Source organism: Aliiroseovarius salicola (assembly GCF_027891095.1).
Classification (GTDB): domain Bacteria; phylum Pseudomonadota; class Alphaproteobacteria; order Rhodobacterales; family Rhodobacteraceae; genus Aliiroseovarius; species Aliiroseovarius salicola.
Genome location: NZ_JAQIIO010000002.1, coordinates 254,285 through 277,596 on the forward strand (window position 1 = coordinate 254,285; position 23,312 = coordinate 277,596).

Sequence of the window (23,312 nt, forward strand, 5' to 3'; positions counted from 1 at the left end):
TTCAGGCAAAGCGATTGGGCGATAAATCAGCCACGGCGTCAGGTCCCAGAGTAGTTGTCCGACCAGCCACCACATCGGCCAGCAATTGCGACGCAGCGGGTGAAGTCTGAAATCCATATCCGCCCTGGCCTGCACACCAGATGAACGTATAGTCCTGAGGGGCAGGACCGAGCACAAGATTGCGATCGGGTGCAAATGTTCTGAGCCCGGCCCAATTCGCGATCATCCGTGTGACCGGTTCCGTGACTTGTTCTTCATAGCGGGCCAAGCCTTCGGCCAACACCATGTCATCCGCCCAGGCGTCCTGTGGTGGCACCGGATCCTCTTCTTCCGGGGACACGATAAGAGCGCCCGCATCCGGTTTAGCGTACCAGCTTTCCGCCGCCCCCATGAACATCGGCCAGTTTGAAATATCATGGATGCCTGGTGCCGGGATGCGCGCCATTGAGCGGCGGTAGGGTTGCAGACCAATTGGTGCAATACCGGCGAGCTTTGCAATCTCATCAGCCCAGGGTCCTGCAGCATTGACCAGTTGCCGCCCCTCAAACACGTCACCCGCAGTAACCTGCCAACCGGTGCTTGTCCGGGTAATGTCGGTCACCTTGGCGCTGGTTTTGACGTCGCCATTTTGCCGGATTTCCCGCGCAAAATTCATCAATAGCAGGTCCGTGTCGATGTCCCACGCATCCGGGTGATAGCCCACACCAACCATCGCCTCCGGGTTCAGGATCGGCACCAGTTCAAGTGCTTCTTCGGTGGTGATGCGCGGAAGGTTCATTTGGGCCAGATCATGGGCCAATGCTTCTTCCTGACCAATCCCGCCAATGAGCATCAGCCCGCGCGAGCTAAGGACACCACCATTTGCATTGGCATGAAAGTCATATGAAGCACGATTGAGTTCGATCACACGCGGCGCACCGTAGTTCTGCTCAAACATGGCCGCCGACCGGCCCGACGCGTGATAGGCCAGAGCGTTTTCTGCCTCAAGCACCAGAACACGACCAAGTTCTGACAGGCGTGCACCTGCGGATATGCCGGCGATACCACCGCCGATTACAATGAAATCATACATGTTCTTCAGTTCGTTCCGTGGCTGGAGGTGGTGTAGGGGTTAGGGCCGTGATCCGGTCATAAAGGGCGTCATCCATCACATTGCTTACGCCGTCAAGAGATGGACGCAGTTGCTCCACCGATCGCGCCGACAGGATCGGATTGGGGCATGACGAATGTCGGGCCACCCAAGCCACGGCCAATGTGGCCGGATGGGTGCCTAATTTTGTTGCAATGTCCCCCAGCCCGGTCGCAGCCTGATGCATCCAGTCGAACCCATAACGGGATTTATAGCAGGGATCTTCGGTCAGGCGCCCGGAACCGCCCGCCGAATATTTCCCGGTGAGAAGGCCGCCGCCCAGCGGGGAATAGGGGGCAGGCAGGATGCCTTCTGCTTCACATAACGGCAGGATTTCGACCTCGGCCTGACGTTTGACGAGGGAATACATAGGCTGGAAAACATCGATTTTTGTTCCCATTCCCTTGGCTATTCCTTGTGCTTTCATCGCCTGCCAAGCCGCGAAATTTGATAGTCCCAGAAAACGCACAGCCCCTTCATCCTGCATTCCGGCAAGCGCGGTGATCTGGGCCTCCATCGAGAGGTTGGGATTGAAGCGATGTAGGTAGAGGATGTCGACCATCTCTTCGCCCAATCGCTCTCGGGACAGGTCAAACTCATCCCGCAGTGCAGACAGGCTATCAGGGTTTCGGTAGCCAATTTTGGTGGCGATGACCAACCGATCCCGATGCGGTTTGATCAACCGTCCGAGGATCCGTTCCGATGCGCCGCCGGTATAAAGATGTGCCGTGTCGAAATGGGAGATACCAGCTTTCAGGCAGGCCTCGAACATGGCCGCAGACGCGGTTTCATCCGCGTTTTCGCCAAATTGCATTGCGCCAAAGGCAAACCGTCCAGCCGGGGCACCATTTTGTGAAGTCAGCTTTGTCATGGCGCGAGATTGCACATGGCGAAGAGGAAGGAAAAGCAGAAAAAGCACCACCCCTTACGCAAAATGACAGGGGTGGTGCTGGCAAGGTGACGGGGAAGGAACAAGATGGGTATGACACCCGCCGCCTGTTTGGAAAGCCGTTAGATAAGAAAGTGGCGTCGCTTCTCCCGGTCATATCGATGGGGCACCAAAGGGGGGGATGCGGGTATGGGTGAAACCTGCTCACCGGCTATGGCGAGGCCGCTGCAATTCCGCGACACCTGTGCTTCGTTAACGGCTTTGAGCGGTGCTGCGATGAGCATGAGGGCGATTAGAAGTACCGCTTTTGTCATGATCTGATCCTCGCTGTTGTGATGCCTTGTTTCTCATACGCAGCAGGGTTCAGATTCCGTCACAAAAAATTGCCCCGCCGGATTGGAGCGGGGCATGAATGTCGTGGTGAGGGGCTCAGCCTCGACCAAAATCAGACGACGTGATCACGCCATCCCCATTCCGGTCCTGACCGGGGAACCAATTGTCGACACCTTTCAGGAATTCATCGCGCGTCACCTGACCATCCCCATCGAGATCTGCGTTTTGACGTTCCATGGAACGGGCGGCACTGTGCTCTCCGGGGGCTGTTCCCGCACGCATGCCTTGACCTTTGCCCATGCATTTACCCTGACCAGCCCCCTGACCAATGCCATGCTCCTGCATATCAATTGTGCGGGCTTCATCAAAATTCACATATTCCTCAGCCGTAAGGACACCATCTTCATCGGCGTCAAACATATAGAAAATGTCACCGCGTCGTTCACGGGCCTCATCCAGTGTGACCTGCCCGTCTTCGTTCAGATCCCACATTTCGATGAAATGCGCTCCGGGTTGGTTTTCTGCATAAACCGGGGCCGACAAAGCGGTCAGCAGGATGGCGGCGGTAGCTGTATTTATGAGGCGGGTCATCATGTTCTCTCTCCGTTTTGGAACCACTTATTCACAAAACGGAATGGGAATGAGATTCCGTCGCCAGAAACGAAAAAAACCCCGCAAAAGGCGGGGTTTTCTTATTGGCTTGGAAACGGATCAGTTTGAGGGGATCTCGCTGTCGATGCCTTCCACATAGAAGTTCATACCAGCCAGAGTTCCGTCATCAGCGGATTCACCCTCAGCCAGCCAGGCCGAGCCGTCTTGCTTGTTCAGCGGGCCGGTGAACGCGTGGTAAGACCCATCGCCCAGAGCATCACGCAGGGCTTCTGCTTCGGCTTTCACGTCGGCCGGAACCGCATCGGAGATTTCACCGATGCCAACCATGCCATCACCAATACCGTGCCATGTCGCTACCGATTCCCAAGTGCCGTCCATGACGGCCTTGGTGCGATCTACATAGTAGGGACCCCAGTCGTCGATGATCGAAGAGACGCGCGGGAAGGGGGCGTATTCAGACATGTCGGACGCCTGACCAAAGGTGATCACATTGCCGGCCTCTTTTGCGGCCGCTTGCGGTGCGGTCGAATCGGTGTGCTGCAGGATCACGTCGGCACCTTGCTCGATCAGAGCTTTGGCAGCGTCGGCTTCCTTGGTCGGATCAAACCAGGTGTAGGCCCAGATGATCTTGAACTGTACATCCGGGTTCACCTTTTTGGCGTGGATATAGGCCGAGTTGATGCCGCGGATCACTTCCGGGATCGGGAATGAGGCAATGTAACCAATGGTGTTGGACTTGGTCATCTTACCTGCGATATGGCCTTGAACGGCGCGGCCTTCATAGAAACGGGCCGAGTAGTTGGACACGTTCGGTGCGGTCTTGTAGCCGGTGGCGTGTTCGAATTTTACATTCGGGAATTTGGCCGCAACGTTGATGGTCGGGTCCATGTAACCAAATGAGGTGGTGAAGATCAGGTTGGCACCAGCCAGAGCCATTTGAGTGATCGCACGTTCAGCGTCAGCACCTTCCGGCACGCTTTCCTGATAGATGGTTTCGACCTTGTCACCAAAGGCTTCTTCCACGGCCAGACGACCCTGATTGTGTTCATAGGTCCAGCCGCCGTCGCCGACGGGGCCGACGAAGATGAACCCGACCTTGGTTTTGTCTTCGGCCTGGGCAGCACCCGCCAGCCCGGCGACCAGCGCCGCGCCGGTCAGAAGTGATTTCAATGCACGCATATTATTCTCCCTTGGTGGATTGAGCAGTTTTTGATTGGTTATCTTTTTCCGCGTCCGAGGCGGAATTCGCAAGTTTTTTCTGGATGTTGGTGTCCGCTTCCAGAAGCGCGGTGGTGATGATCGCAGAGGGTACCGCAATCACGCCAAGCCCGAGGAACAGCACAAATGTCGTAAAGATCCGGCCCCCCCCGGTGATCGGAACCATGTCGCCATAGCCCACGGTGGTAAAGCTGGCGACTGCCCACCACAGACTTTGTGGGATCGAGGAAAACACCTCGGGCTGGGCTTCATGCTCGAATATGTAGATGCCCACAGAGGCGACATAGAGCATGAGGGCCGCGATGATGCCGAAAATGGCCAACTCGCCACGCACTTCTTCGAAGGCAGTGACCAGTCGTTCCATCGCGTGGCTGCCACGAAACAGCTTTACCAGTCGCACCAACCGTAACAGGCGGAAGATCCGCACGGCCTGCCATTGCGGGGTCATTAGCGCGATGGCGGGCAGGATGGTCAGAAGATCAATAAGCCCCCAAAAACTGAACACATAGCGCAGCGGGCGCGGTGAACAGATCAGGCGCAGGACATATTCGATGGTGAAAATGCCCAGAACCAGAACTTCAAACCCAAACAGGAAATTGCGCAGCCCCTGAGGCAGGCTCGGTTCAGTTTCCAGCGCAATGGCAAGAGCGGACAGAATAATCAAAGCATCCATGCCGCGCGCCACGATCCCACCAAAGGTGGGGTGGCTTCCGTCAAGAATGTCGATGATCTCGTGTTTTGTCACGTTGGTGTCTGCCTCTTAATGCGTCGCGTGGAAGATTTTACCGAGCGCACCCGGTGCCCCATGGCTGCCTTTCATCGAAATCGCTACCAGCACGAGGATGGTGATGATGTAGGGCGAGCTGGCGAGAACCTCGACCGGAACAGGAACCCCCGCCGCCTGCAAGTTCAGCTGAAGCACGGTAATGCCACCAAAGAGATAGGCCCCGAGCAGCACGCGCCACGGGCGCCAGGAGGCAAAGACCACAATTGCCAACGCAATCCAGCCGGCCCCCGCAGTCATTCCATCCACCCATTGCGGCACACGCACCAGCGAGATATAGGCCCCGCCCAGTCCAGCACAGGCCCCACCGAAGGCAATCGCCATCAGGCGCACGCGAATGACCTTGTAGCCAAGCGCATGGGCTGCGTCATGGTTTTCGCCTACACCGCGCAGGATCAATCCGGCGCGGGTATGGGTCAGCACATACCAAGTGGCGGCGATGATCAGGATGCTCACATAGACCATCGGGTCATGTTTGAAGAGGATTGGCCCGATGACCGGAATATCCGACAGAAGCGGGACTTCGAATTTTGACAGTGTCGTTACCTTCATCCCCTCATAGGGTTTGCCGATAAGCGAAGAAACCCCAAGGCCAAACAGCGTAAGGCCAAGGCCGGTCGCCACCTGATTGGACAGAAGGTATTGGGTCAAGATGCCAAAGAGCATTGAGAGCGCAGCACCGGCAATCGCGGCGCACACAAACCCCAGCACCGGCGCATCCGTGTTCACCGTGATGGCAAATCCAACCACCGCACCGGTGATCATCATCCCTTCGACACCGAGGTTCAAAACACCCGCTTTCTCGACAACCGCTTCACCGATCGCCGCCAGCAGGATCGGCGTTGCCGCCACCATCAGCGAAGCCAGAAGCAAGATCGGGTTGATCTGTGATAGGTCCATGATCTTGTCTCCTTATGCCGTCTTCATTGAGAAACGGATGCGGTAATTGGTCAGCATGTCCATCGCCAACAGGAAGAACATCAACATCCCCTGGAACATCTGGATGGCCGCTGCTGGCAGGCCCAACATCAGCTGTGCAAGCTCTCCGCCAATGTACGTCAGCGCCATCAATAACCCGGCAAGCAGGATGCCGATTGGATGCAACCGTCCAAGGAAGGCCACGATGATCGCGGTAAACCCATAGCCCGAGTTGAAGTCGATTGAGATCTGACCGGCCGGGCCGGAGACCTCAAACATTCCTGCCATCCCGGCGAGCGCGCCGGAGGTGCCAAGGCAGAACAGAACCAGACGTGTTGGATTCACTCCTGCAAAACGCGCAGCCCGCGGCGCCTCACCGGTCAGGCGGACGTGAAACCCCAGCATGTGACGGGTCAGAAGCACATAGGCAAAGATCACCGCGACAAAGGCAAAGACCACGCCCCAATGCATACCGGTGTTTGTGAAGATCTCAGCATTATGGGCTGCCGGGAAGTCACGGAAGTTGCGGGAACCGGGGAAACCCATACCATCCGGGTTTTGCAACAGACCCTGACTGACCGATGCCAGCAGTGCTTCAGCCACATAGACCAGCATCAGCGAGACGAGGATTTCATTGGTGCCGAAACGCACCTTCAGAAATCCCGGGATCATGGCCCAAGCCCAGCCACCCAGCGCACCAGCAAGGATCATTGTGGGGAAAATCAAGGGATTGTCGGCTGGGAAGAACGCAAGGCCCACCCCGGCGCCACAAATCGCTCCCATGATATATTGACCTTCGGCCCCGATGTTCCAGACACCTGCGCGAAACCCCAGTGACAGGCCGATGGCAATCAGGATAAGCGGCGCGGCTTTCACTAGAAGCTGCGGGCGTGAGTAGGGGCCAAATGTTTCATGAAACAGCGGATCCCAAAAGATCGTTCGAATGCTTTCAAGTGGATCCTTGCCGAGCATCCAAAAGAGGAATCCCCCGGCTATCATCGTTGCCACAACCGCCAGAACAGGCGTCATCGCGGCCCAGACCCGCGACGGCGAGGGGCGTTTTTCCAAACGGATCATGCGGCAGTCTCCTCTTCGCCACCGCCCATCATCAGGCCAATGGTCTCTACGGTCAGGCCCTTCGTGGGCACGGGATCGGCAAGCTTGCCTTCGTAAAGGGCGGTGAAGCGGTCTGCAATTTCCAGAAGCTCATCAAGGTCCTGGCTGATCACAATCACAGCAGCCCCATCGGCGGCCAGATCCAAGAGAGATTGCCGGATGGCCGCCGCAGCGGAGGCATCCACCCCCCATGTCGGCTGATTCACCACCAGCACTTCGGGTTTCTGCAGCACCTCGCGCCCAATCACGAATTTCTGCAGGTTGCCACCGGATAGTGAACGCGCGGCATTGTCGGGTCCGGGGGTGCGCACATCAAATTCCTTTATCACGTCTTTTGCAAAACTTTCGGTTTTTCCCCAGCGCAGGAAGCCACGCTTGGTCAGGCGTTGGCGCACTGCCGCAGTCAAAAGCGCGTTTTCAGTAAGGCTCATATCCGGCGCTGCCGAATGGCCCAGTCGCTCTTCGGGGGCGGAGAGTACCGCCAGTGCGCGACGTTGGTTGGGACGCAGATTGGCAATGCAGGTGCCTTTCAGGCGGACCTCGCCCGAGGACAGCCAGGCTTCGCCGGACAGGGCGGACAGAAATTCGTCCTGTCCGTTGCCTGCGACGCCGCCGATGCCCACAACTTCGCCTGCTCGCACCGCCAGGGATACATCCTTGAGGTCGGTGCCAAACGCTGTGTGTGAGTGAAGGCTGACATGATCCATCTCGATCACAACATCACCGGGCTCGGATGGATCGCGTTCCGGGACATGCAGGCTGGTGCCCACCATCATCTCTGCCAGTTCGCGCGCTGATTTCTCACGCGGATCACAGGTGTCGACCACTTTCCCAAGCCGCAGGATCGTGGCGTGTTCACACAGCGCGCGGATTTCCTCAAGCTTGTGGGAAATATAAAGGATCGCCGTACCTTCCGCCGTCAGCTTGCGCAGGGTTTCGAAAAGGATCTCAACTTCATGCGGGGTCAGAACCGAGGTGGGTTCGTCCATGATCAGAAGTTTTGGATCCTGCAACAGACAGCGAATGATCTCGACCCGTTGCCGTTCACCCGCCGACAGGTCACCGACCGTACGTTTGGGATCAAGCGGCAGGCCATAGGCTTCGCTGACCTGCCGGATCTGCGAGGTCAACTCGCGCGGTTTCGGCGGATTATCCATGCCAAGGGCAATATTTTCGGCCACGGTCAAGGCATCAAACAGCGAGAAATGCTGGAACACCATCGCAACACCGGCAGCCCGTGCTGCGGCGGGGTTATAGGGTTCAAAAACCTCACCCTTCAGGCGCATTTCGCCCTGATCCGGTTTGACCAGCCCATAGATCATCTTGACCAGAGTTGACTTCCCTGCGCCGTTTTCCCCCAGCAAGGCATGCACTTCGCCCGGCAGAATGGAAAATGACACATCGTCATTTGCGACGACGCCTGGATAGGCCTTGGTCAGCCCTTCAAGCGTCAGCAGCGCGTCCTGCGCGCGAATCTCCTCCATAGGATGCTATCCCCCTGTCATGGTTCATTTTTTCCGCCGCGCCTTTCAATAGCGCGGTCGTTACCCCAATCGCAATGGCCTGCGGGTGTTTCCCGAGACCTGGATCTCCAATCGGGCAGTTTATTGTTCTGATTTTTTCATGATCGTGCCCCAGGTCAGCCAAACGAGACTGAAAACGGGACCACTTGGTGGCTGATCCAATCAGCCCGAGCCCGAAATGGCCATGCAAGAGAATCGCATGGCAAAGGGCGAGATCGATCTGGTGTGAATAGGTCAGCACCAGATGGTGCGCGTCATCCGGCGCAAATTTCACTGCGTTCCCCGGATTGGCAGCGGGCAAAACGGTCACCCCATCGGGAATATCCGCGGGGAAACGCTCCGGCCCGGTGTCGACCCATGTGATGGCAAATTGCGGCAGCGGGGCCAGCATGTTCACAAGCGCGCGACCGACATGACCCGCACCATAGATCCAGACAGGCTGGCGCGAGGGGGACATCGGCTCGATCATCCATCCCTGCACCAGTTCCGGGGCAAAGGATTCTCCGCGATCACGATATCTCTGGATGGCACGATGCACAGCCAAAGGAGGTTCCCCGCCTTGTGGAGCGCGGGCAAACACGTCGATGCCACTCAAGTCTTCAAGGGAAGTCTGGTCAAAATGCTCGCTCAGCACCGTAACCGCGCCACCGCAACATTGCCCCAACGCAGGCCCCAGCGGATAGCGATCCAATTGCGTACCGCCCGACAGCAGGTCGCGGGCTTTTTCGGTGGCTTGCCACTCAAGCTCGCCCCCTCCGATGGTGCCAGATTGCCCGTCCGCCCAGACCATCATCGCCGCCCCCACCTCGCGCGGGGCAGAGCCCTTGATCTCGGCAACGACAACTCGGACCACATTCCCATGGTCACAAATGGCCTGTCGCAAAGAGGTCAGATCGAAACTCATGCCTGCACACGCCCCACTGATGCAAGGACTTCTTCCGCCGTGGCCGGGGCATTGAGATCATGGAACCCATCGCCGCAAGCTGAAATTGCATCCGCGAGGGCCAGCCACGCGGAAATTCCCAGCATGAACGGCGGTTCCCCCACGGCTTTTGCCCGGCCCACCGTGTCTTCCTGATTGGGTTCATGCCAGAGATCGACATTGAACTCGCGCGGGCGGTCGGAACTTGCCGGGATCTTATAGGTGGATGGCGCATGGGTGCGCAGGCGTCCAGCCTTGTCCCAGATCAGTTCCTCGGTGGTCAACCATCCAGCGCCTTGTACATAGGCGCCTTCGACCTGTCCGATATCCAGCGCCGGGTTTAGGCTGTTGCCAGTGTCGTGGATGATATCCGTGCGAAGAATACGGTTTTCCCCGGTGAGCGTGTCGATCACCACTTCGCTCAGCGCAACGCCAAGCGCGAAATAGAGGAAAGGACGTCCGCGCCCTTCAATGCGATCCCAGGTGATTTTTTGGGTTTTGTAAAAGCCGGTAGATGACAGGCTCACGCGTGCCTGATAGGCCATCTGGGCGGCTTCGGAGAAAGCGATAGGCGCGCGGCCAGCGGCCTGTACATTGCCGCCGGTGAACACCACATCCCCCGGTGCCACTGACCAATAATTTGCAAGAAACTCACTGATCCGGTCACGGATCGTTTCACAGGCGGCTTTGACGGCCATACCGTTAAGGTCCGAACCCGAGGATGCTGCGGTGGCCGAGGTGTTGGGCACTTTTGCTGTATCGGTTGCGGTGATCTTGATGGCGGAAAGGTCGACCGCAAAGACCGAGGCTGCCACTTGCGCCACCTTCTGAAACAGACCCTGACCCATTTCGGTGCCGCCGTGGTTCAAATGGATTGATCCGTCCTGATAGACATGCACCAACGCACCCGCCTGATTGAGATGGGTAAGCGTGAAACTGATGCCGAACTTGACTGGCGAAAATGCCAGCCCCTTTTTCAGGACGGAGCTTTCGGCGTTGAAACTGTCTGCTGCGGCGCGGCGTTTGGCATAATCCGCACGGTCGAGCAGGGCATCGGTCATGGCGGGGATATGAAACCCCTCAATCTCCTGCCCGTAATGGGTGGTCTGACCGTCAGCATAGAAATTCACCTGTCGCACGGCAATGGGGTCCAGCCCCCGCTCACGAGCGACATGCTCAAGAATGCGTTCGATCCCCAGCACGCCTTGCGGCCCACCAAAACCCCGGAACGCGGTGGCGGATTGTGTGTTGGTCTTCAGGCGGTGACTTGTGATCTCAACGTTTTCAAGGTGATAGGCGTTGTCGGCATGCAGCATCGCACGGTCGGCGACAGGCAGCGACAGATCCTGCGCCCAGCCGCAACGGGCCGCTTGCGTGATCTCAAGGCCCAGCAGTTTGCCGGTATCGTCAACACCCGCACGGTAGCTGATCCGGAAGTCATGCCGCTTGCCGGTGATCATCATGTCATCGTCGCGGTCGTAACGCATTTTGCAGGCGCGTCCCGTCTGCCGGGCAACCACAGCGCAGGCCACTGCCAATGCGTTGCCCTGACTTTCCTTGCCGCCAAACCCACCACCCATGCGACGTGTTTCGACTCGGACGCCGTGCATCGGCACGCCTATTGCATGGGCGACCTTGTGCTGAATTTCGGTCGGGTGCTGGGTCGAGCTGTGTACCAGCATCTCTCCATCTTCACCGGGCAGCGCCATGGCGGCCTGACCTTCGAGATAGAAATGCTCTTGCCCACCCATCTCGAACTGACCTTCGATCACATGGGGCGCGCTCGCCAGCGCGTCTGCTGCATCTCCCCTTGACCAGATCACCGGGCCGCCTTCGAAACGGCTGTCTGCCTCCAGCGCCTGATCAATGGTCAGGATCGCAGGCAGGGGCGCGATGTCGATCTGCCCCAGACGGGCGGCCTTGCGCGCGGCTAGATGGCTTTCCGCGACGACCAGAAAAATTGGTTGGCCGAGGTAAAATACTTCATCCACTGCCAAGAGTGGTTCGTCATGGATGGATGGCGAGACATCATTTTCAAACGGCAGATCATCGGCAGTGAGCACAGCCACCACACCGGGCGCGGCACGCACAGCGCTCAGATCCACCGAGGTGATTTCCCCCCGGGCCACATCACTGAGACCAAAGCACAGATGCAGGGTGCCTTTGGGCGTGGGGATGTCATCCACATATCGCGCGGCCCCGGTCACATGCAGATGGGCGGCGTCATGGGGAAGAGGTTTGCCAATACTCATGACGTCACCTCCAGCACATCCACGGCATTGCCCTTTGCCTCTTCGAAGTAGCGAACCAGCATGTTTTGTGCGGTCTTCAGGCGGTATTCCGCGCTGGCACGCATGTCGCTCATCGGGGTGAAATCCTGCGCAAAGGCGGGGAGGGCGGCCAAAATCGTTGCGCGGGTGAAGGGCTTGCCGATCAGCGCATCCTCAACTGCCTTCGCCCGTTTTGGTGTGGCCGCCATGCCGCCAAAGGCAATCCGTGCCGCGGTGATGGTGTCGTTCTCGACCGTCAGGTTGAACGCGCCCAGCACGGCGGAAATGTCCTGATCAAACCGTTTTGAGAGCTTGTAAACCCGAAGCCCCTCCGCCTGTCGCGGCAGGGTGACGCTCTCGACAAACTCACCTGCTGCGCGGTCTTGTTTGCCGTAGGCAACAAAGAAGTCTTCCAGCGGAATGCTGCGTTGCGTCTTGCCCTTTCGCAGTGTGAGCATCGCCCCCAGAGCAATCAGTGGCGGCGGGCCGTCCCCGATGGGGGATCCATTGGCGATATTTCCGCCCAGCGTGGCCACATTGCGCACCTGAGTCGAGGCAAAGCGGCGTAGCATTTCGGCAAAATGCGGGTGGTGGTCGAGCAGCAGGGTGCGTGTGCGTTCGATGCTGACACCGGCCCCGATGGTAATCTCATCCTTATCCACATGGATGTTTTGCAGGTCCTTGACACCACCCAAGAAAATGACCGGGTCTAGTTCTCGCAACTGTTTCGTTGCCCAAAGCCCCACATCTGTGGCCCCGGCAATCAGTGTGGCGTCTGGCTGGGCGGCATAGGCTTTGGCAAGCTCTTCAATGCTAGCGGGGCGCGTCGCGTCATGACCGGGGTCTGGCAGACAAATATTGGGGACGCCAAAGCCTTCCGGGATCGGCTCCTGCCATGCCTTTTCAGCAGCGCGGATGATCGGCGCATAGCCGGTGCAGCGGCAGAGATTGCCAGCCAGCACATCGTCATGATTTCGATCTCCGGTCAGGTGTGACGTCGCCAACGACATGACGATCCCCGGTGTGCAGAACCCGCATTGCGATCCGTGTTCGTCGATCATCGCCTGTTGCACCGGGTGCAGTTTCCCGCCCTGCACCACCCCTTCGACCGTGGTCAAAGATTTGCCGTCCAACTGTCCCATGAACAGGATACAGGCATTAACCGCCCGCGCGCCGCTTTCATCCGCAAGCATGACCGTACAGGCCCCGCAATCGCCTTCGTTGCAGCCTTCTTTTGTCCCGGTTAAACTTTGAGTTTCGCGCAGCCAATCCAGCGTCGATTGCGTCGGATCAATATCCGACACATGCACACTCTCTCCGTTCAGAAGAAAGGTGATATCCATGGAATAGTCCCGCCGCCTTACCCTGTTGTGGTCCCGTCACTCGCGCCCTCGATGCGGCGTAGATTGCGCGTGGGAATTATTGTTAACAAGGTAAGCGCAGTGGAATTGATCTGGCAAGCATTTCTTTATATCCCATGTTTTCTGGGGATAAGTCAGATGCTTAACAAGAAAGCTTGGATCACCACCTTTCCCGCGAACGCACACATGGTTAGTCTGAGCGGATGAGTGACATGCCCCGATTCATCCACCTTCGCACCCATACGCAATACTCGCTTCTGGAAGGCGCCGTTCCGGTCAAGAAATTGCCGGGTCTCTGTGCTGATATGGGTATGCCTGCGGTCGCCGTGACCGATACCAACAACATGTTTGCGGCGCTGGAGTTTTCCGAAACCGCAGCGGGGGCAGGCGTACAACCGATCATCGGATGTCAGGTGGATGTTTGCTTTGATCCACCCGCGCCGGGGGAAAAGCCGCGCGACCCTGCCGCTCTTGTGCTTTTGGCGCAAAATGAGGGTGGATATGAGAACCTGATGAAGCTCAACTCCTGTCTTTATGTGGACAAAGGCGGCGAGCTTCCGCAGGTGCAGATCGAAGAACTGGAAGCGCATTCCGGGGGGCTGATCTGCCTGACCGGTGGCGCCGAAGGCCCGGTTGGGCAATTGCTGCAGATGGGCAATCGCGACAAGGCCGAGGCGTTGATGACCCGCCTGCATCGCGCCTTTGGGGATCGGCTCTATGTCGAGTTGCAACGCCATCCCGGAGAAGGTGGGCAACCCACTGCCGGGGAACGCGCGACGGAACGTGGCTTTGTGGAAATGGCTTATGCGATGGGCATCCCGCTGGTTGCCACCAATGACGCCTATTTCCCCAAGACCGAACTTTACGAGGCCCATGATGCGCTGATCTGCATCAAGGAAGGCGCCTATGTGGATCAGGCCGATGGACGCCGCCGTCTGACCCCACAACATTACTTCAAATCTCCGCAAGAGATGATCACGCTGTTTGCGGATCTGCCAGAGGCCATTGAAAACACGGTGGAGATCGCCAAGCGTTGCGCCTTCAAGGCTTATAAGCGTGACCCGATCTTGCCGAAATTTGCAGATGACGAAGTTGCAGAGCTGCGCCGTCAGGCCAATGAAGGGCTTCAGGCCCGGCTCGCGGTGATCCCCCATGCGGTCAGCATCGAAGACTATCAGGAACGGCTGGATTTCGAGCTTGATATCATCGAAGGGATGGGCTTCCCCGGCTATTTCCTGATCGTGGCGGACTTTATCCACTGGGGAAAAGAAAACGGTATTCCGGTGGGGCCGGGCCGGGGCTCAGGTGCAGGCTCTCTGGTGGCCTATGCGCTGACCATCACCGACCTTGACCCGCTGCGCTACTCGTTGCTGTTCGAACGCTTCCTGAACCCGGAGCGGGTGTCGATGCCCGACTTCGATATCGACTTCTGCATGGATCGCCGGGAAGAGGTGATCCGTTACGTGCAAGAGAAATATGGCCGCGACAAGGTGGGGCAGATTATCACCTTCGGTGCGCTCCTGTCCAAGGCCGCTGTGCGTGACGTGGGGCGCGTATTGCAGATGCCCTACGGGCAGGTGGACCGCCTGTCGAAGCTGATCCCCGTTGAAGGGGTGAAACCCGTCTCAATCAAGGAAGCGATAGAACAGGAACCGCGACTGCGCGAGGAGGCACGGTCGGAAGAGGTGGTGCAACGTCTGTTGGATTATGGCCAGCAGGTCGAAGGGCTCTTGCGGAATGCGTCCACCCACGCCGCCGGTGTGGTGATTGGCGACCGGCCACTGGATGCGCTGGTGCCGCTCTATCAGGATCCCCGCTCGGACATGCCCGCGACCCAGTTCAACATGAAATGGGTGGAGCAGGCCGGTCTGGTGAAGTTCGACTTCCTTGGCCTCAAGACCCTGACGGTCATTCAGAACGCTGTGGATCTGATCAAGGGTCAGGGGCGTGATATTCATATCGGCCCGGATGGCAGCCAGCTTTACGATCCACCCGAAGGGGCGGCGAACGAGATCAACGCGATTCCGCTGGATGATGAGGTCACCTATAAGCTTTACGCTTCGGCCAAGACGGTTGCCGTGTTCCAGGTGGAATCCAGCGGCATGATGGATGCGCTGCGGCGTATGAAACCCACCTGCATCGAAGACATCGTGGCGCTTGTGGCGCTTTATCGCCCCGGCCCCATGGAGAACATTCCGACCTATTGCGAGGTCAAGAATGGCCTGAAGGAGATCGAGTCTGTTCACCCGCTGATTGACCATATTCTTGAGGAAACTCAGGGTATTATCGTTTATCAAGAACAGGTTATGCAGATCGCCCAGGTTATGGCGGGTTATTCGCTTGGTGGTGCTGACCTCCTGCGCCGCGCCATGGGTAAGAAGATCAAAGAGGCGATGGATGCCGAGCGGCCCAAGTTTGAAAAAGGTGCCGCCGAAAACGGGGTTCCCGCTAAGAAAGCCTCGGAAGTGTTCGACCTTCTGGAGAAATTCGCGAACTACGGCTTCAACAAATCCCACGCGGCCGCCTATGCGGTGGTGAGTTACCAGACCGGCTGGCTCAAGGCGAACCATCCGGTGGAGTTCATGGCCGGTGTCATGAACTGCGATATCCATCTGACTGACAAACTGTCGATCTACGCCGAAGAGGTGCGCCGCGGGTTGGATATCGAGATCATCCCCCCCTGTGTGAACCGCTCGCTGGCGACTTTCAGCGTGAAGGGCGGGGCCGTGGTCTACGCGCTGGGCGCGCTCAAGAATGTCGGCGCCGAGGCAATGCAACTGGTGGTCGAGGGGCGCAAGGTTGAGGGTGCCGATAAACCCTTTGCCACGCTCTACGATTTTGCGCGCCGGGTGGATCTGAAAAAGGTCGGGAAACGCCCGATGGAGATGCTGGCGCGTGCAGGCGCCTTTGACCAGCTCGACCCAAATCGCCGCCGCGTCTTTGACGCGCTCGATGGGCTGGTGGCCTATTCCGGTGCCGTGCATGAACAGCGTGCGTCGAACCAAGTGTCGTTGTTTGGTGAAGCGGGGGACGACCTGCCGGAACCGAAAATGCCACCGGTCAACGATTGGCTGCCCAATGAGCGACTGGCGGAAGAGCATAAGGCGATCGGCTTCTACCTCTCTGGCCACCCGCTGGACGACTACCTGCCCGCGCTGAAACGCAAGGGGGTGATGACCCTGCAAGAGCTGCGCGAAAAGGCCGAGCGCACCGGAGCTGTAGTCGGCAAAGTGGCAGTGATCGTCGGTGGATTGCAGCAGCGTAAATCCGGGCGGGGCACGCAGTTTTTCCGGATGAACATCTCGGATCCGACGGAACAGGTGTCAGGTATTGCGCTGTTCCCGGATGATTTTGAAAGCTGTCGCAAGGTGTTTGACGAAACGCTTCAGGTGGTGATGACGCTGGAGGGGCGGTTCAACGAAGGACAGTTTGACCCGATTGCACGGTCTGTGGCCCCGATCGAAGCGGTGGTTGCCGATGCAGGGGGCATGGCGCTGAAGGTCTATCTGGACGAGGCAAATGCGGTGGGCATGGTGGCCAACCTTCTGAATGATGCTGCGGATAAGGCCAGGGGTGTGCGACCCGGTGAGGTTAGTTTTTGCCTGATGGATCCAACTCTGCCCGGAGAGGTTGAGATGACGCTGGGCAAGTCTTACCCGATTAATCCACAGATCAAAGGCGCGCTCAAGTCACTGGACGGGGTGATCGACGTGGAAGAGGTGTAACTGCCGCGCTTGCTTGCCCCATTCGGGGCGCTCAGGCTTGGCGGTGGCCTCGCTTCGCTCGGTGGCCTCCGGCGGGGATATTTTTAGCAAGAGGAAGTAGGGGCGCCGTATTAGTAATGCGGCGGGCGTTCGTCGCCGAGGATTACGCCACCGATGCCGCCCGCTTCACGCTGGGCTTCACGCTCCATCAGCATCTGGACGCGATGGGTCATATTTGCCAGCTCAACATCTTGCCGGGCGATCACGTCTGAAAGCTCCTCGACCTGTTTGGTGAGGTGCGCGACGGTTTCTTCCAGCTGGGTGAGGCGATCATTTGACATGTCGGCCAGATAACGGGTTTCGGGACTTTATCCTAGCCCCTTTCCATCGACCGGGGCAATTCGCGTGGAAATCAGTTGGAAAAGGGGCGAAACCAATGGCTTTCCTTGCTGCCTGCCTTGCCCCAGTCGCCCCCATCGGCTAGACCGCCCGCGTAGATAAACGATGGGACCAGAGCGATGGCCAAGCAAAAGAAACAGCCCCGCCCCAAGGCGATAACGCCCAAGGGGTTTCGTGATTACTTCGGCACCGAGGTAACACGGCGCAAACATATGCTGGATCAGATTGCTGCGGTTTATCATCGCTACGGATTTGACGCGCTGGAAAGTTCGGCCGTGGAAACGGTTGAAGCACTGGGCAAGTTCCTGCCTGATGTGGATCGCCCCAATGAGGGCGTTTTTGCCTGGCAGGAGTTTGACGAGAAGGGCAATGGCGATTGGATGGCCCTGCGCTATGACCTGACTGCGCCACTGGCGCGCGTCTATGCGCAGCACCGCAATGAGTTGCCCACCCCCTATCGCCGCTATGCGATGGGGCCGGTCTGGCGCAATGAAAAGCCGGGGCCGGGTCGTTTCCGTCAGTTTTATCAATGTGATGCGGATACTGTGGGCACGGCGTCGATGGCGGCAGATGCCGAGATCTGTGCAATGTTGGCCGATACGCTGGAAACCGTCGGTATCCCGCGCGGCGACTATCTGGTGCGGGTGAACAATCGCAAGGTCATGAACGGTATCCTAGAAGGCCTGTTGATTGACAACGAAGTTACTAGGGCTCTTCCAAGGAATCTTGAGGATGCACTCGAAACAAGGATGAGCGATTGGCAGTTTGCCGATCCAGACGCTGTCCTTCGGACAATCGACAAGTTCGACAAAGTGGGTGCGGATGGAGTTGTCGAGCTACTCACGACTGGTCGAAAAGACCAATCCGGTGCTTTCATTGAAGGTTTAGGACTTTCAAACCAAGACGCTTCTCGTGTCGTTGCATTTATGGGTGCGCGCGGCGAAAGCAATGAGGCTACCATTGGCAATTTGCGGGCGCTGCTGGATGGTTCGAAAGTAGGAACGGAAGGCGTAGATGAGCTTGAGCAGATTGTGGATTTGCTAGAAGCGCAGGGCTATGGCCCCGACCGGATCGTCATCGACCCCTCAGTTGTGCGTGGCCTTGGTTATTACACTGGTCCGGTTTATGAAGCGGAACTGACTTTCGAAATCCTCGACGAAAAGGGCCGCAAGCGCCAGTTCGGGTCGGTCGCCGGGGGCGGACGCTATGACGACCTCGTGAAACGGTTTACCGGTCAGGCTGTTCCGGCGACTGGCGTCTCCATCGGTGTGGATCGCCTTCTTGCCGCGCTCGAAGCCAAAGGGCGTCTGAGCAATGACGGGCAGGGGCCGGTGGTGGTGACCGTGATGGATAAATCCCGCCTTGCCGACTATCAGGCCATGGTGGGCGAGCTGCGTCAGGCGGGCATCCGGGCGGAGGTCTATCTGGGCAATCCGAAGAACTTCGGCAACCAGCTTAAATATGCGGACAAACGCAACTCTCCGGTTGCAATCATCGCGGGTAGTGACGAGTTCGACGCGGGCAAAATCCAGATCAAGGATCTCGTGCTGGGGGCAAAGATTGCTGAAAGCGCCACTTTGGAAGAGTGGAAGGAACGCCCAAGCCAGTTCGAATGTGCCCGCAGTGACATGGTCGCCAAGGTGCGCGAAATTCTTGAGGCTGAGAACGATGGATAAGTCACTTATTCGCGGCGAAGCTGCCCGCTTGCTCGGGTTCTTTCAGGAACAGGGCGCGCAAGTGGTTGAAGCGGACATCCTGCAACCGGCAGGTACATTGCTTGACCTTTACGGTGAAGATATTCGCGCCCGGGCCTATGTGACGCATGATCCGGTGCAGGGCGAGGTCATGATGCGCCCTGATTTTACCGTGCCTGTTGTGCAGATGCACATGGCTGAAGGGGCGGAGCCCGCGCGCTACACCTACATGGGCGAGGTTTTCCGCGCTCAGGACGACATCACCAACCGCGCACCTGAGCAGTTTCAGGTGGGGTATGAGGTGTTTGATCGCGAAGCGCCTGTTGAGGCGGACGCTGAGGTGTTTGCGCTTGTGAAAGACGTACTCGCGCCCCTGAACCTGCGCGCTGCGACCGGGGATCTGGGCCTGTTGTTGGCAGCTGTGCGTGGTCTCAAGACCACCGAGCGGCGCAAGGCAGCGCTTGAGCGCCACATCTGGCGTCCACGCCGCTTCCGGGCGTTGCTTGATCGTTTTGCCGGGCGTGCACCTTTGCCTGAGGGGCGAGAAGCGCTTTTGGCCAAGGACGATCCGATGAAGGTGGACGCCCCACAAATTGGCCTACGCAGCCCTTCCGAGATCACCACTCGCATTGAAACCTTGCGTGAAGACACCGCCGCTGATCCAATTTCGGTCGGTGAAGTCGAACTTCTCGATGATCTTCTGGCGCTGCGGGAAACCACAGGTAACGTATTGGAACATCTGCGAGATATAGCCGTGGACATGCCTGCGATCGCTGACGCGGTGGACCGGATGGAGCGCCGCACCGAGGCGCTGGCGAAGCGTGGTGTGGATGTGGAAAACCTCGACTTCGAAGGCTCCTATGGGCGCACCTCGATGGAGTATTATGACGGATTTGTTTTTGGATTTTACGCTGAAACCCGTCCTGATCTGCAACCTGTTGCCACCGGCGGACGTTATGACGCCCTCACTCGAGTACTTGGCCATCAGAACGGCGAGCGGAGGGATATTCCAGCCATTGGTGGTGTGATCCGCCCCGAACTCACCTTGCTTCTGGGAGCATCGTCATGACTGTGAAACTGGGGGTGCCCTCAAAAGGGCGATTGATGGAGAAAACCTTCGATTGGTTTGGCGCACGCGGCGTAGAGCTGGCGCGCACCGGATCGGATCGCGAATATGCTGCCGCTGTGCGCGGTGTTGAGGGGGTTGAACTTGTGCTCTTGTCGGCGGGCGAAATTCCCCGTGAGCTGGCAGCGGGCCGTATCCATCTGGGTGTGACCGGCACCGATCTGGTGCGGGAAAAGCTGCCCAGCTGGTCTGACAAGGTGACAGAGCTGGCTCCGATGGGATTTGGCCATGCGGACCTGATCATCGCTGTGCCGAAATGTTGGGTGGATGTGAACACGCTGGATGACCTCGATGCAGTGGCGGCACAGTTCCGGGCCAATCACGGCTTCCGCCTGCGCATCGCCACCAAATATCACCGTCTGATCCGCGACCACCTGCGGGATCACGGTGTGGCGGACTATCAGCTGGTGGACAGTCAGGGTGCGACCGAAGGCACGGTGAAGAACGAAACCGCCGAGGCGATTGCCGATATCACCTCAACCGGGGAAACCCTGCGGGCCAACCACCTCAAGATCCTTGGGGGTGGTCCGGTGCATAAAAGCCAGGCAACCCTGTTCAAATCGCGCAAGGCGCATTGGAGTGATGAGGAGCGCACCACGCTCAAAACCCTCACCACCACGCTTGGGATTGCGGGCTAGCCGGGCAGGTTGTCCACGAGCCAATTGCGCAACGGGTCAAATACCTCGAATGCGGTGGCCAGATCATGGGCCGCCGCTTCTCCAAAAGCCTTTTCTTGCGGAAGATCTCCCGACCATAACGCAATTCCCTTTCGGCGCAAAAGCTCTTGGTTCGGATGATCGGACGGGTAGGGGGCGGGCACCCGTTTTAACTCTGGCGGGTCAAGAGACAATCCTTGCACATGCGCGTCATTAAGCACCTCGTGCAGCCGAACCCCGGCAGATCCGGCCACCACCTCGCGCCACTTGTCCAACCGAGCTTTGTCAAAGGCAAACAGACCATAGCCAATCACCAACCGGTCCATTTCCAGCCCGATCATCCAAGCGGCCCCGGTGGCCCCGTCAGTGAAACTCATGTGGATATGCGTATTGTAAGGTGTCTTGTCCTTGGAAAAGCGCAGGTCGCGGTGGATGCGAAAAAGCTTGCCCGTCACGCTGGTGCCATATCGCCTCGCCAGAATGGGGCAAATCGCATCCGAAAACTGTGCGGCCGCTTCCCTCACATGGGTCACATACCGCGGCTTGTTCGCCTCGAACCATGGCTTTTCATTATGCGCTGCCAGCTCTCGCAGAAACTCAACACTCTCTTGGGAAAACACTTTTCTAAGCCTCCAGTGTTTTCCCTAGCCTACCCCAGTCTTGCCTTAATAAAAAAGGGCGCCGGAAAATCCGCGCCCTCTTCCTCTTGCCAAAAATATCCTGCGGGGGTCTGGGGGTGCAATACCCCCAGCGCGATCTCACCGCTTGCGCGAGCGCAGGAACCCAGTGATGTCATACGCCCGATCAAGGATTGGCTGGGCAATGGCGTCAGCCTTGTCGGCCCCTTCACCAAGGATCCGGTCAATCTCACCCTTGTCATTCATCAGGCGTGCCATTTCTTCGGAAATCGGACCGAGTTTGGCGACCGCCAGATCTGCCAGCGCGGGCTTGAACTTGCCCCAACCCGCACCTGCAAATTCGGCAATCACCTGCTCTGGTGTGACTTCCGACAAGCCAGCATAAATATCCACGAGGTTGCGCGCCTCGGGGCGGTCTTTCAGCCCATCCAGCGTTTCCGGAAGCGGCTCCGGGTCTGTCTTGGCCTTCTTGAACTTCTTCGCAATCGTGTCAGCCGTATCGGTCATGTTGATGCGTTCCATGTCGCTTTCACCCGACTTGGACATCTTCTTCGACCCATCCCGCAAGTTCATCACACGCGTAGCTGGGCCTTCGATGATCGGCTCCGGCATCGGAAAGAAATCTTCTGCCTTGAAGTCATGGTTGAACTTCGATGCGATGTCGCGGGTCAGCTCAACATGCTGCTTCTGGTCCTCTCCCACCGGCACATGTGTGGCGTGGTAAAGCAGGATGTCGGCAGCCATCAGCGACGGGTAAGCGTAAAGACCAAGCGAGACTTTTTCGGCGTTCTTGCCCGCTTTGTCCTTGAACTGGGTCATCCGGTTCATCCAACCCACCCGCGCGACACAGTTGAAGAGCCACGCAAGCTCGGCATGGGCTGATACCTGCGATTGGTTGAACAGGATCGATTGCGAGGGATCAATCCCCGCCGCCAGATACCCCGCCGCCACCTCACGGGTGGCATCGGTCAGTTCCGCCGGGTCTTGCCACACGGTGATCGCATGCAGATCCACCACACAATAGATGGTTTCAAACTGCGGCCCCTGCATGTCGACAAAACGTTTGATGGCGCCAAGGTAATTGCCCAGCGTCAGCCCGCCCGAGGGCTTGACCCCCGAAAAAATGCGCGGCGTATGTGTGGTCATGAGGTTCTCCGTATGGAAGTGTTCTGGATTTTCCGTGCCACCTCGCTTACCCATGCGATCAAGCCCCGTCAAGCAAGGCCCCCAAAACCGGGGTCCAAATGCTGCAGAAGAACAAAGGACCATGGCAAATGAGCATGAATTCACCGCAAGAACCGCATGATCAGGCAGTGAACCCGCTGCCGCCCGTGGTGATTGCTCTGTCAGTGTTTCTGATTGGGATCGAAGTTGTCTTTGCAGCAGGGGCTTCCGGTTTTGTTGGTGGCCAAGAAGCTCTGGGCTGGCGCATCTCAGCGATCGAGAACTGGGGTTTCCGCGCACCTTTGTTCAGCTGGATGCTGGAAACCGGCCATTTCCCCCTGGCCGACCTGATGCGATTTTTCACTTACCCCTTCTTGCATCTCAGCTTCATGCATCTGCTGTTTGTGCTGGTCTTCGTGCTGGCGCTTGGCAAGATGGTAGGCGAAATCTTCTCTGCCCCCGCCTTTCTGATTATTTTCTTCGGGTCTTCCATTGTCGGGGCACTGGCCTATTGGGGGGTGTGGAATTCGCCCATTGTGCTCTATGGCGGATACCCCGCCGTTTACGGCCTCATTGGTGCCTATACGTTTCTCGTCTGGACCAACCTCGCGCTCACAGGTGGCAACCAGTTGCAGGCTTTCAGGCTGATTGCGTTCCTCCTCGGTATCCAGCTTGTGTTTGGTCTGATTTTTGGCGGAGGCATTGACTGGGTTGCAGAAATTGCAGGGTTTGCAACCGGATTTGGCCTGTCGTTTGTGGTCAGCCCAGGCGGATGGCAACGAGTGTTGATGCGGCTTCGGCAACGCTGAGCCAATCGGCCCGGCAAGCCCTCGGGTCTACTTTTTTCTTGCCAAAA

The 23,312-nt window shown here is 58.0% G+C and carries 19 protein-coding genes; 5 read left to right on the forward strand and 14 right to left on the reverse strand.

What is annotated here, in order from left to right; translation table 11 throughout:
• Position 1 precedes the first annotated feature (1 nt).
• The 11 genes from O2N63_RS04935 to xdhA all read right to left on the reverse strand — a co-directional run bounded on the left by O2N63_RS04935 (position 2) and on the right by xdhA (position 13,057).
• Complete coding sequence (locus O2N63_RS04935; RefSeq protein WP_271053122.1) at positions 2-1,072, reverse strand: NAD(P)/FAD-dependent oxidoreductase; 1,071 nt, start codon at positions 1,070-1,072, stop codon at positions 2-4.
• Positions 1,065-2,000 carry an aldo/keto reductase gene (locus O2N63_RS04940; protein ID WP_271053123.1) on the reverse strand — a complete coding sequence of 312 codons (936 nt, stop codon included), beginning with the start codon at positions 1,998-2,000 and terminating at the stop codon, positions 1,065-1,067. Before O2N63_RS04940 ends, O2N63_RS04935 begins: the two co-directional genes overlap by 8 nt.
• A gap of 447 nt (positions 2,001-2,447) precedes the next feature.
• On the reverse strand, positions 2,448-2,945 hold the full coding sequence (locus O2N63_RS04945) for an EF-hand domain-containing protein (RefSeq protein WP_271053124.1): 498 nt from the start codon (positions 2,943-2,945) through the stop codon (positions 2,448-2,450).
• A gap of 117 nt (positions 2,946-3,062) precedes the next feature.
• On the reverse strand, positions 3,063-4,142 hold the full coding sequence (locus O2N63_RS04950; protein ID WP_271053125.1) for a BMP family ABC transporter substrate-binding protein: 1,080 nt from the start codon (positions 4,140-4,142) through the stop codon (positions 3,063-3,065).
• Position 4,143: 1 nt separating this feature from the next.
• The gene (locus O2N63_RS04955) at positions 4,144-4,926 is read right to left on the reverse strand and encodes an ion transporter (protein WP_271053126.1); all 783 of its coding nucleotides are present in this window, start codon (positions 4,924-4,926) and stop codon (positions 4,144-4,146) included.
• 15 nt (positions 4,927-4,941) lie between these two features.
• Positions 4,942-5,865: an ABC transporter permease gene (locus O2N63_RS04960; protein ID WP_271053127.1), complete on the reverse strand. Its 924-nt coding sequence runs from the start codon at positions 5,863-5,865 to the stop codon at positions 4,942-4,944.
• Positions 5,866-5,877: 12 nt separating this feature from the next.
• The gene (locus O2N63_RS04965; protein ID WP_271053128.1) at positions 5,878-6,960 is read right to left on the reverse strand and encodes an ABC transporter permease; all 1,083 of its coding nucleotides are present in this window, start codon (positions 6,958-6,960) and stop codon (positions 5,878-5,880) included.
• A complete protein-coding gene (locus O2N63_RS04970; protein ID WP_271053129.1) occupies positions 6,957-8,483 on the reverse strand; it encodes an ABC transporter ATP-binding protein in 1,527 nt (508 codons plus the stop codon). Before O2N63_RS04970 ends, O2N63_RS04965 begins: the two co-directional genes overlap by 4 nt.
• The gene (gene xdhC / locus O2N63_RS04975; RefSeq protein ID WP_271053130.1) at positions 8,443-9,426 is read right to left on the reverse strand and encodes a xanthine dehydrogenase accessory protein XdhC; all 984 of its coding nucleotides are present in this window, start codon (positions 9,424-9,426) and stop codon (positions 8,443-8,445) included. Before xdhC ends, O2N63_RS04970 begins: the two co-directional genes overlap by 41 nt.
• Positions 9,423-11,696, reverse strand: a complete 2,274-nt coding sequence (gene xdhB / locus O2N63_RS04980; protein WP_271053131.1) for a xanthine dehydrogenase molybdopterin binding subunit — start codon at positions 11,694-11,696, stop codon at positions 9,423-9,425. Before xdhB ends, xdhC begins: the two co-directional genes overlap by 4 nt.
• Complete coding sequence (gene xdhA, locus O2N63_RS04985; RefSeq protein ID WP_271053132.1) at positions 11,693-13,057, reverse strand: xanthine dehydrogenase small subunit; 1,365 nt, start codon at positions 13,055-13,057, stop codon at positions 11,693-11,695. The genes xdhB and xdhA overlap by 4 nt, the downstream gene beginning before the upstream one ends.
• A 221-nt stretch (positions 13,058-13,278) precedes the next feature.
• Between xdhA and dnaE the strand changes: the two genes are divergently transcribed.
• Positions 13,279-16,800: a DNA polymerase III subunit alpha gene (gene dnaE / locus O2N63_RS04990; RefSeq protein ID WP_271053133.1), complete on the forward strand. Its 3,522-nt coding sequence runs from the start codon at positions 13,279-13,281 to the stop codon at positions 16,798-16,800.
• Between the two features lie 110 nt (positions 16,801-16,910).
• Here the strand turns inward: dnaE and O2N63_RS04995 are convergent, their stop codons facing one another.
• The gene (locus O2N63_RS04995; protein WP_271053134.1) at positions 16,911-17,120 is read right to left on the reverse strand and encodes a SlyX family protein; all 210 of its coding nucleotides are present in this window, start codon (positions 17,118-17,120) and stop codon (positions 16,911-16,913) included.
• A gap of 177 nt (positions 17,121-17,297) precedes the next feature.
• Here O2N63_RS04995 and hisS point away from each other — a divergent pair, with 177 nt between their 5' ends.
• The 3 genes from hisS to hisG are packed head-to-tail and all read left to right on the forward strand — an operon-like array spanning position 17,298 to position 20,636.
• A complete protein-coding gene (gene hisS / locus O2N63_RS05000; RefSeq protein ID WP_271053135.1) occupies positions 17,298-18,854 on the forward strand; it encodes a histidine--tRNA ligase in 1,557 nt (518 codons plus the stop codon).
• The gene (locus tag O2N63_RS05005) at positions 18,847-19,941 is read left to right on the forward strand and encodes an ATP phosphoribosyltransferase regulatory subunit (protein ID WP_271053136.1); all 1,095 of its coding nucleotides are present in this window, start codon (positions 18,847-18,849) and stop codon (positions 19,939-19,941) included. The genes hisS and O2N63_RS05005 overlap by 8 nt, the downstream gene beginning before the upstream one ends.
• The gene (hisG, locus tag O2N63_RS05010; RefSeq protein ID WP_271053137.1) at positions 19,938-20,636 is read left to right on the forward strand and encodes an ATP phosphoribosyltransferase; all 699 of its coding nucleotides are present in this window, start codon (positions 19,938-19,940) and stop codon (positions 20,634-20,636) included. Before O2N63_RS05005 ends, hisG begins: the two co-directional genes overlap by 4 nt.
• Here hisG and O2N63_RS05015 read toward each other — a convergent pair.
• Together O2N63_RS05015 and trpS are read right to left on the reverse strand one after the other, a co-directional pair.
• On the reverse strand, positions 20,633-21,274 hold the full coding sequence (locus O2N63_RS05015; RefSeq protein WP_271053138.1) for a TIGR02453 family protein: 642 nt from the start codon (positions 21,272-21,274) through the stop codon (positions 20,633-20,635). The two genes, hisG and O2N63_RS05015, sit on opposite strands and share 4 nt — an antisense overlap.
• Positions 21,275-21,412: 138 nt before the next feature.
• Positions 21,413-22,438 (reverse strand): tryptophan--tRNA ligase, encoded by a 1,026-nt coding sequence (gene trpS, locus O2N63_RS05020; protein ID WP_271053139.1) that lies wholly within the window; start codon positions 22,436-22,438, stop codon positions 21,413-21,415.
• Positions 22,439-22,566: 128 nt separating this feature from the next.
• On the opposite strand from trpS, the gene O2N63_RS05025 reads away from it, so the two are divergent.
• Positions 22,567-23,265, forward strand: a complete 699-nt coding sequence (locus O2N63_RS05025) for a rhomboid family intramembrane serine protease (protein WP_333780723.1) — start codon at positions 22,567-22,569, stop codon at positions 23,263-23,265.
• Positions 23,266-23,312: the final 47 nt, after the last annotated feature.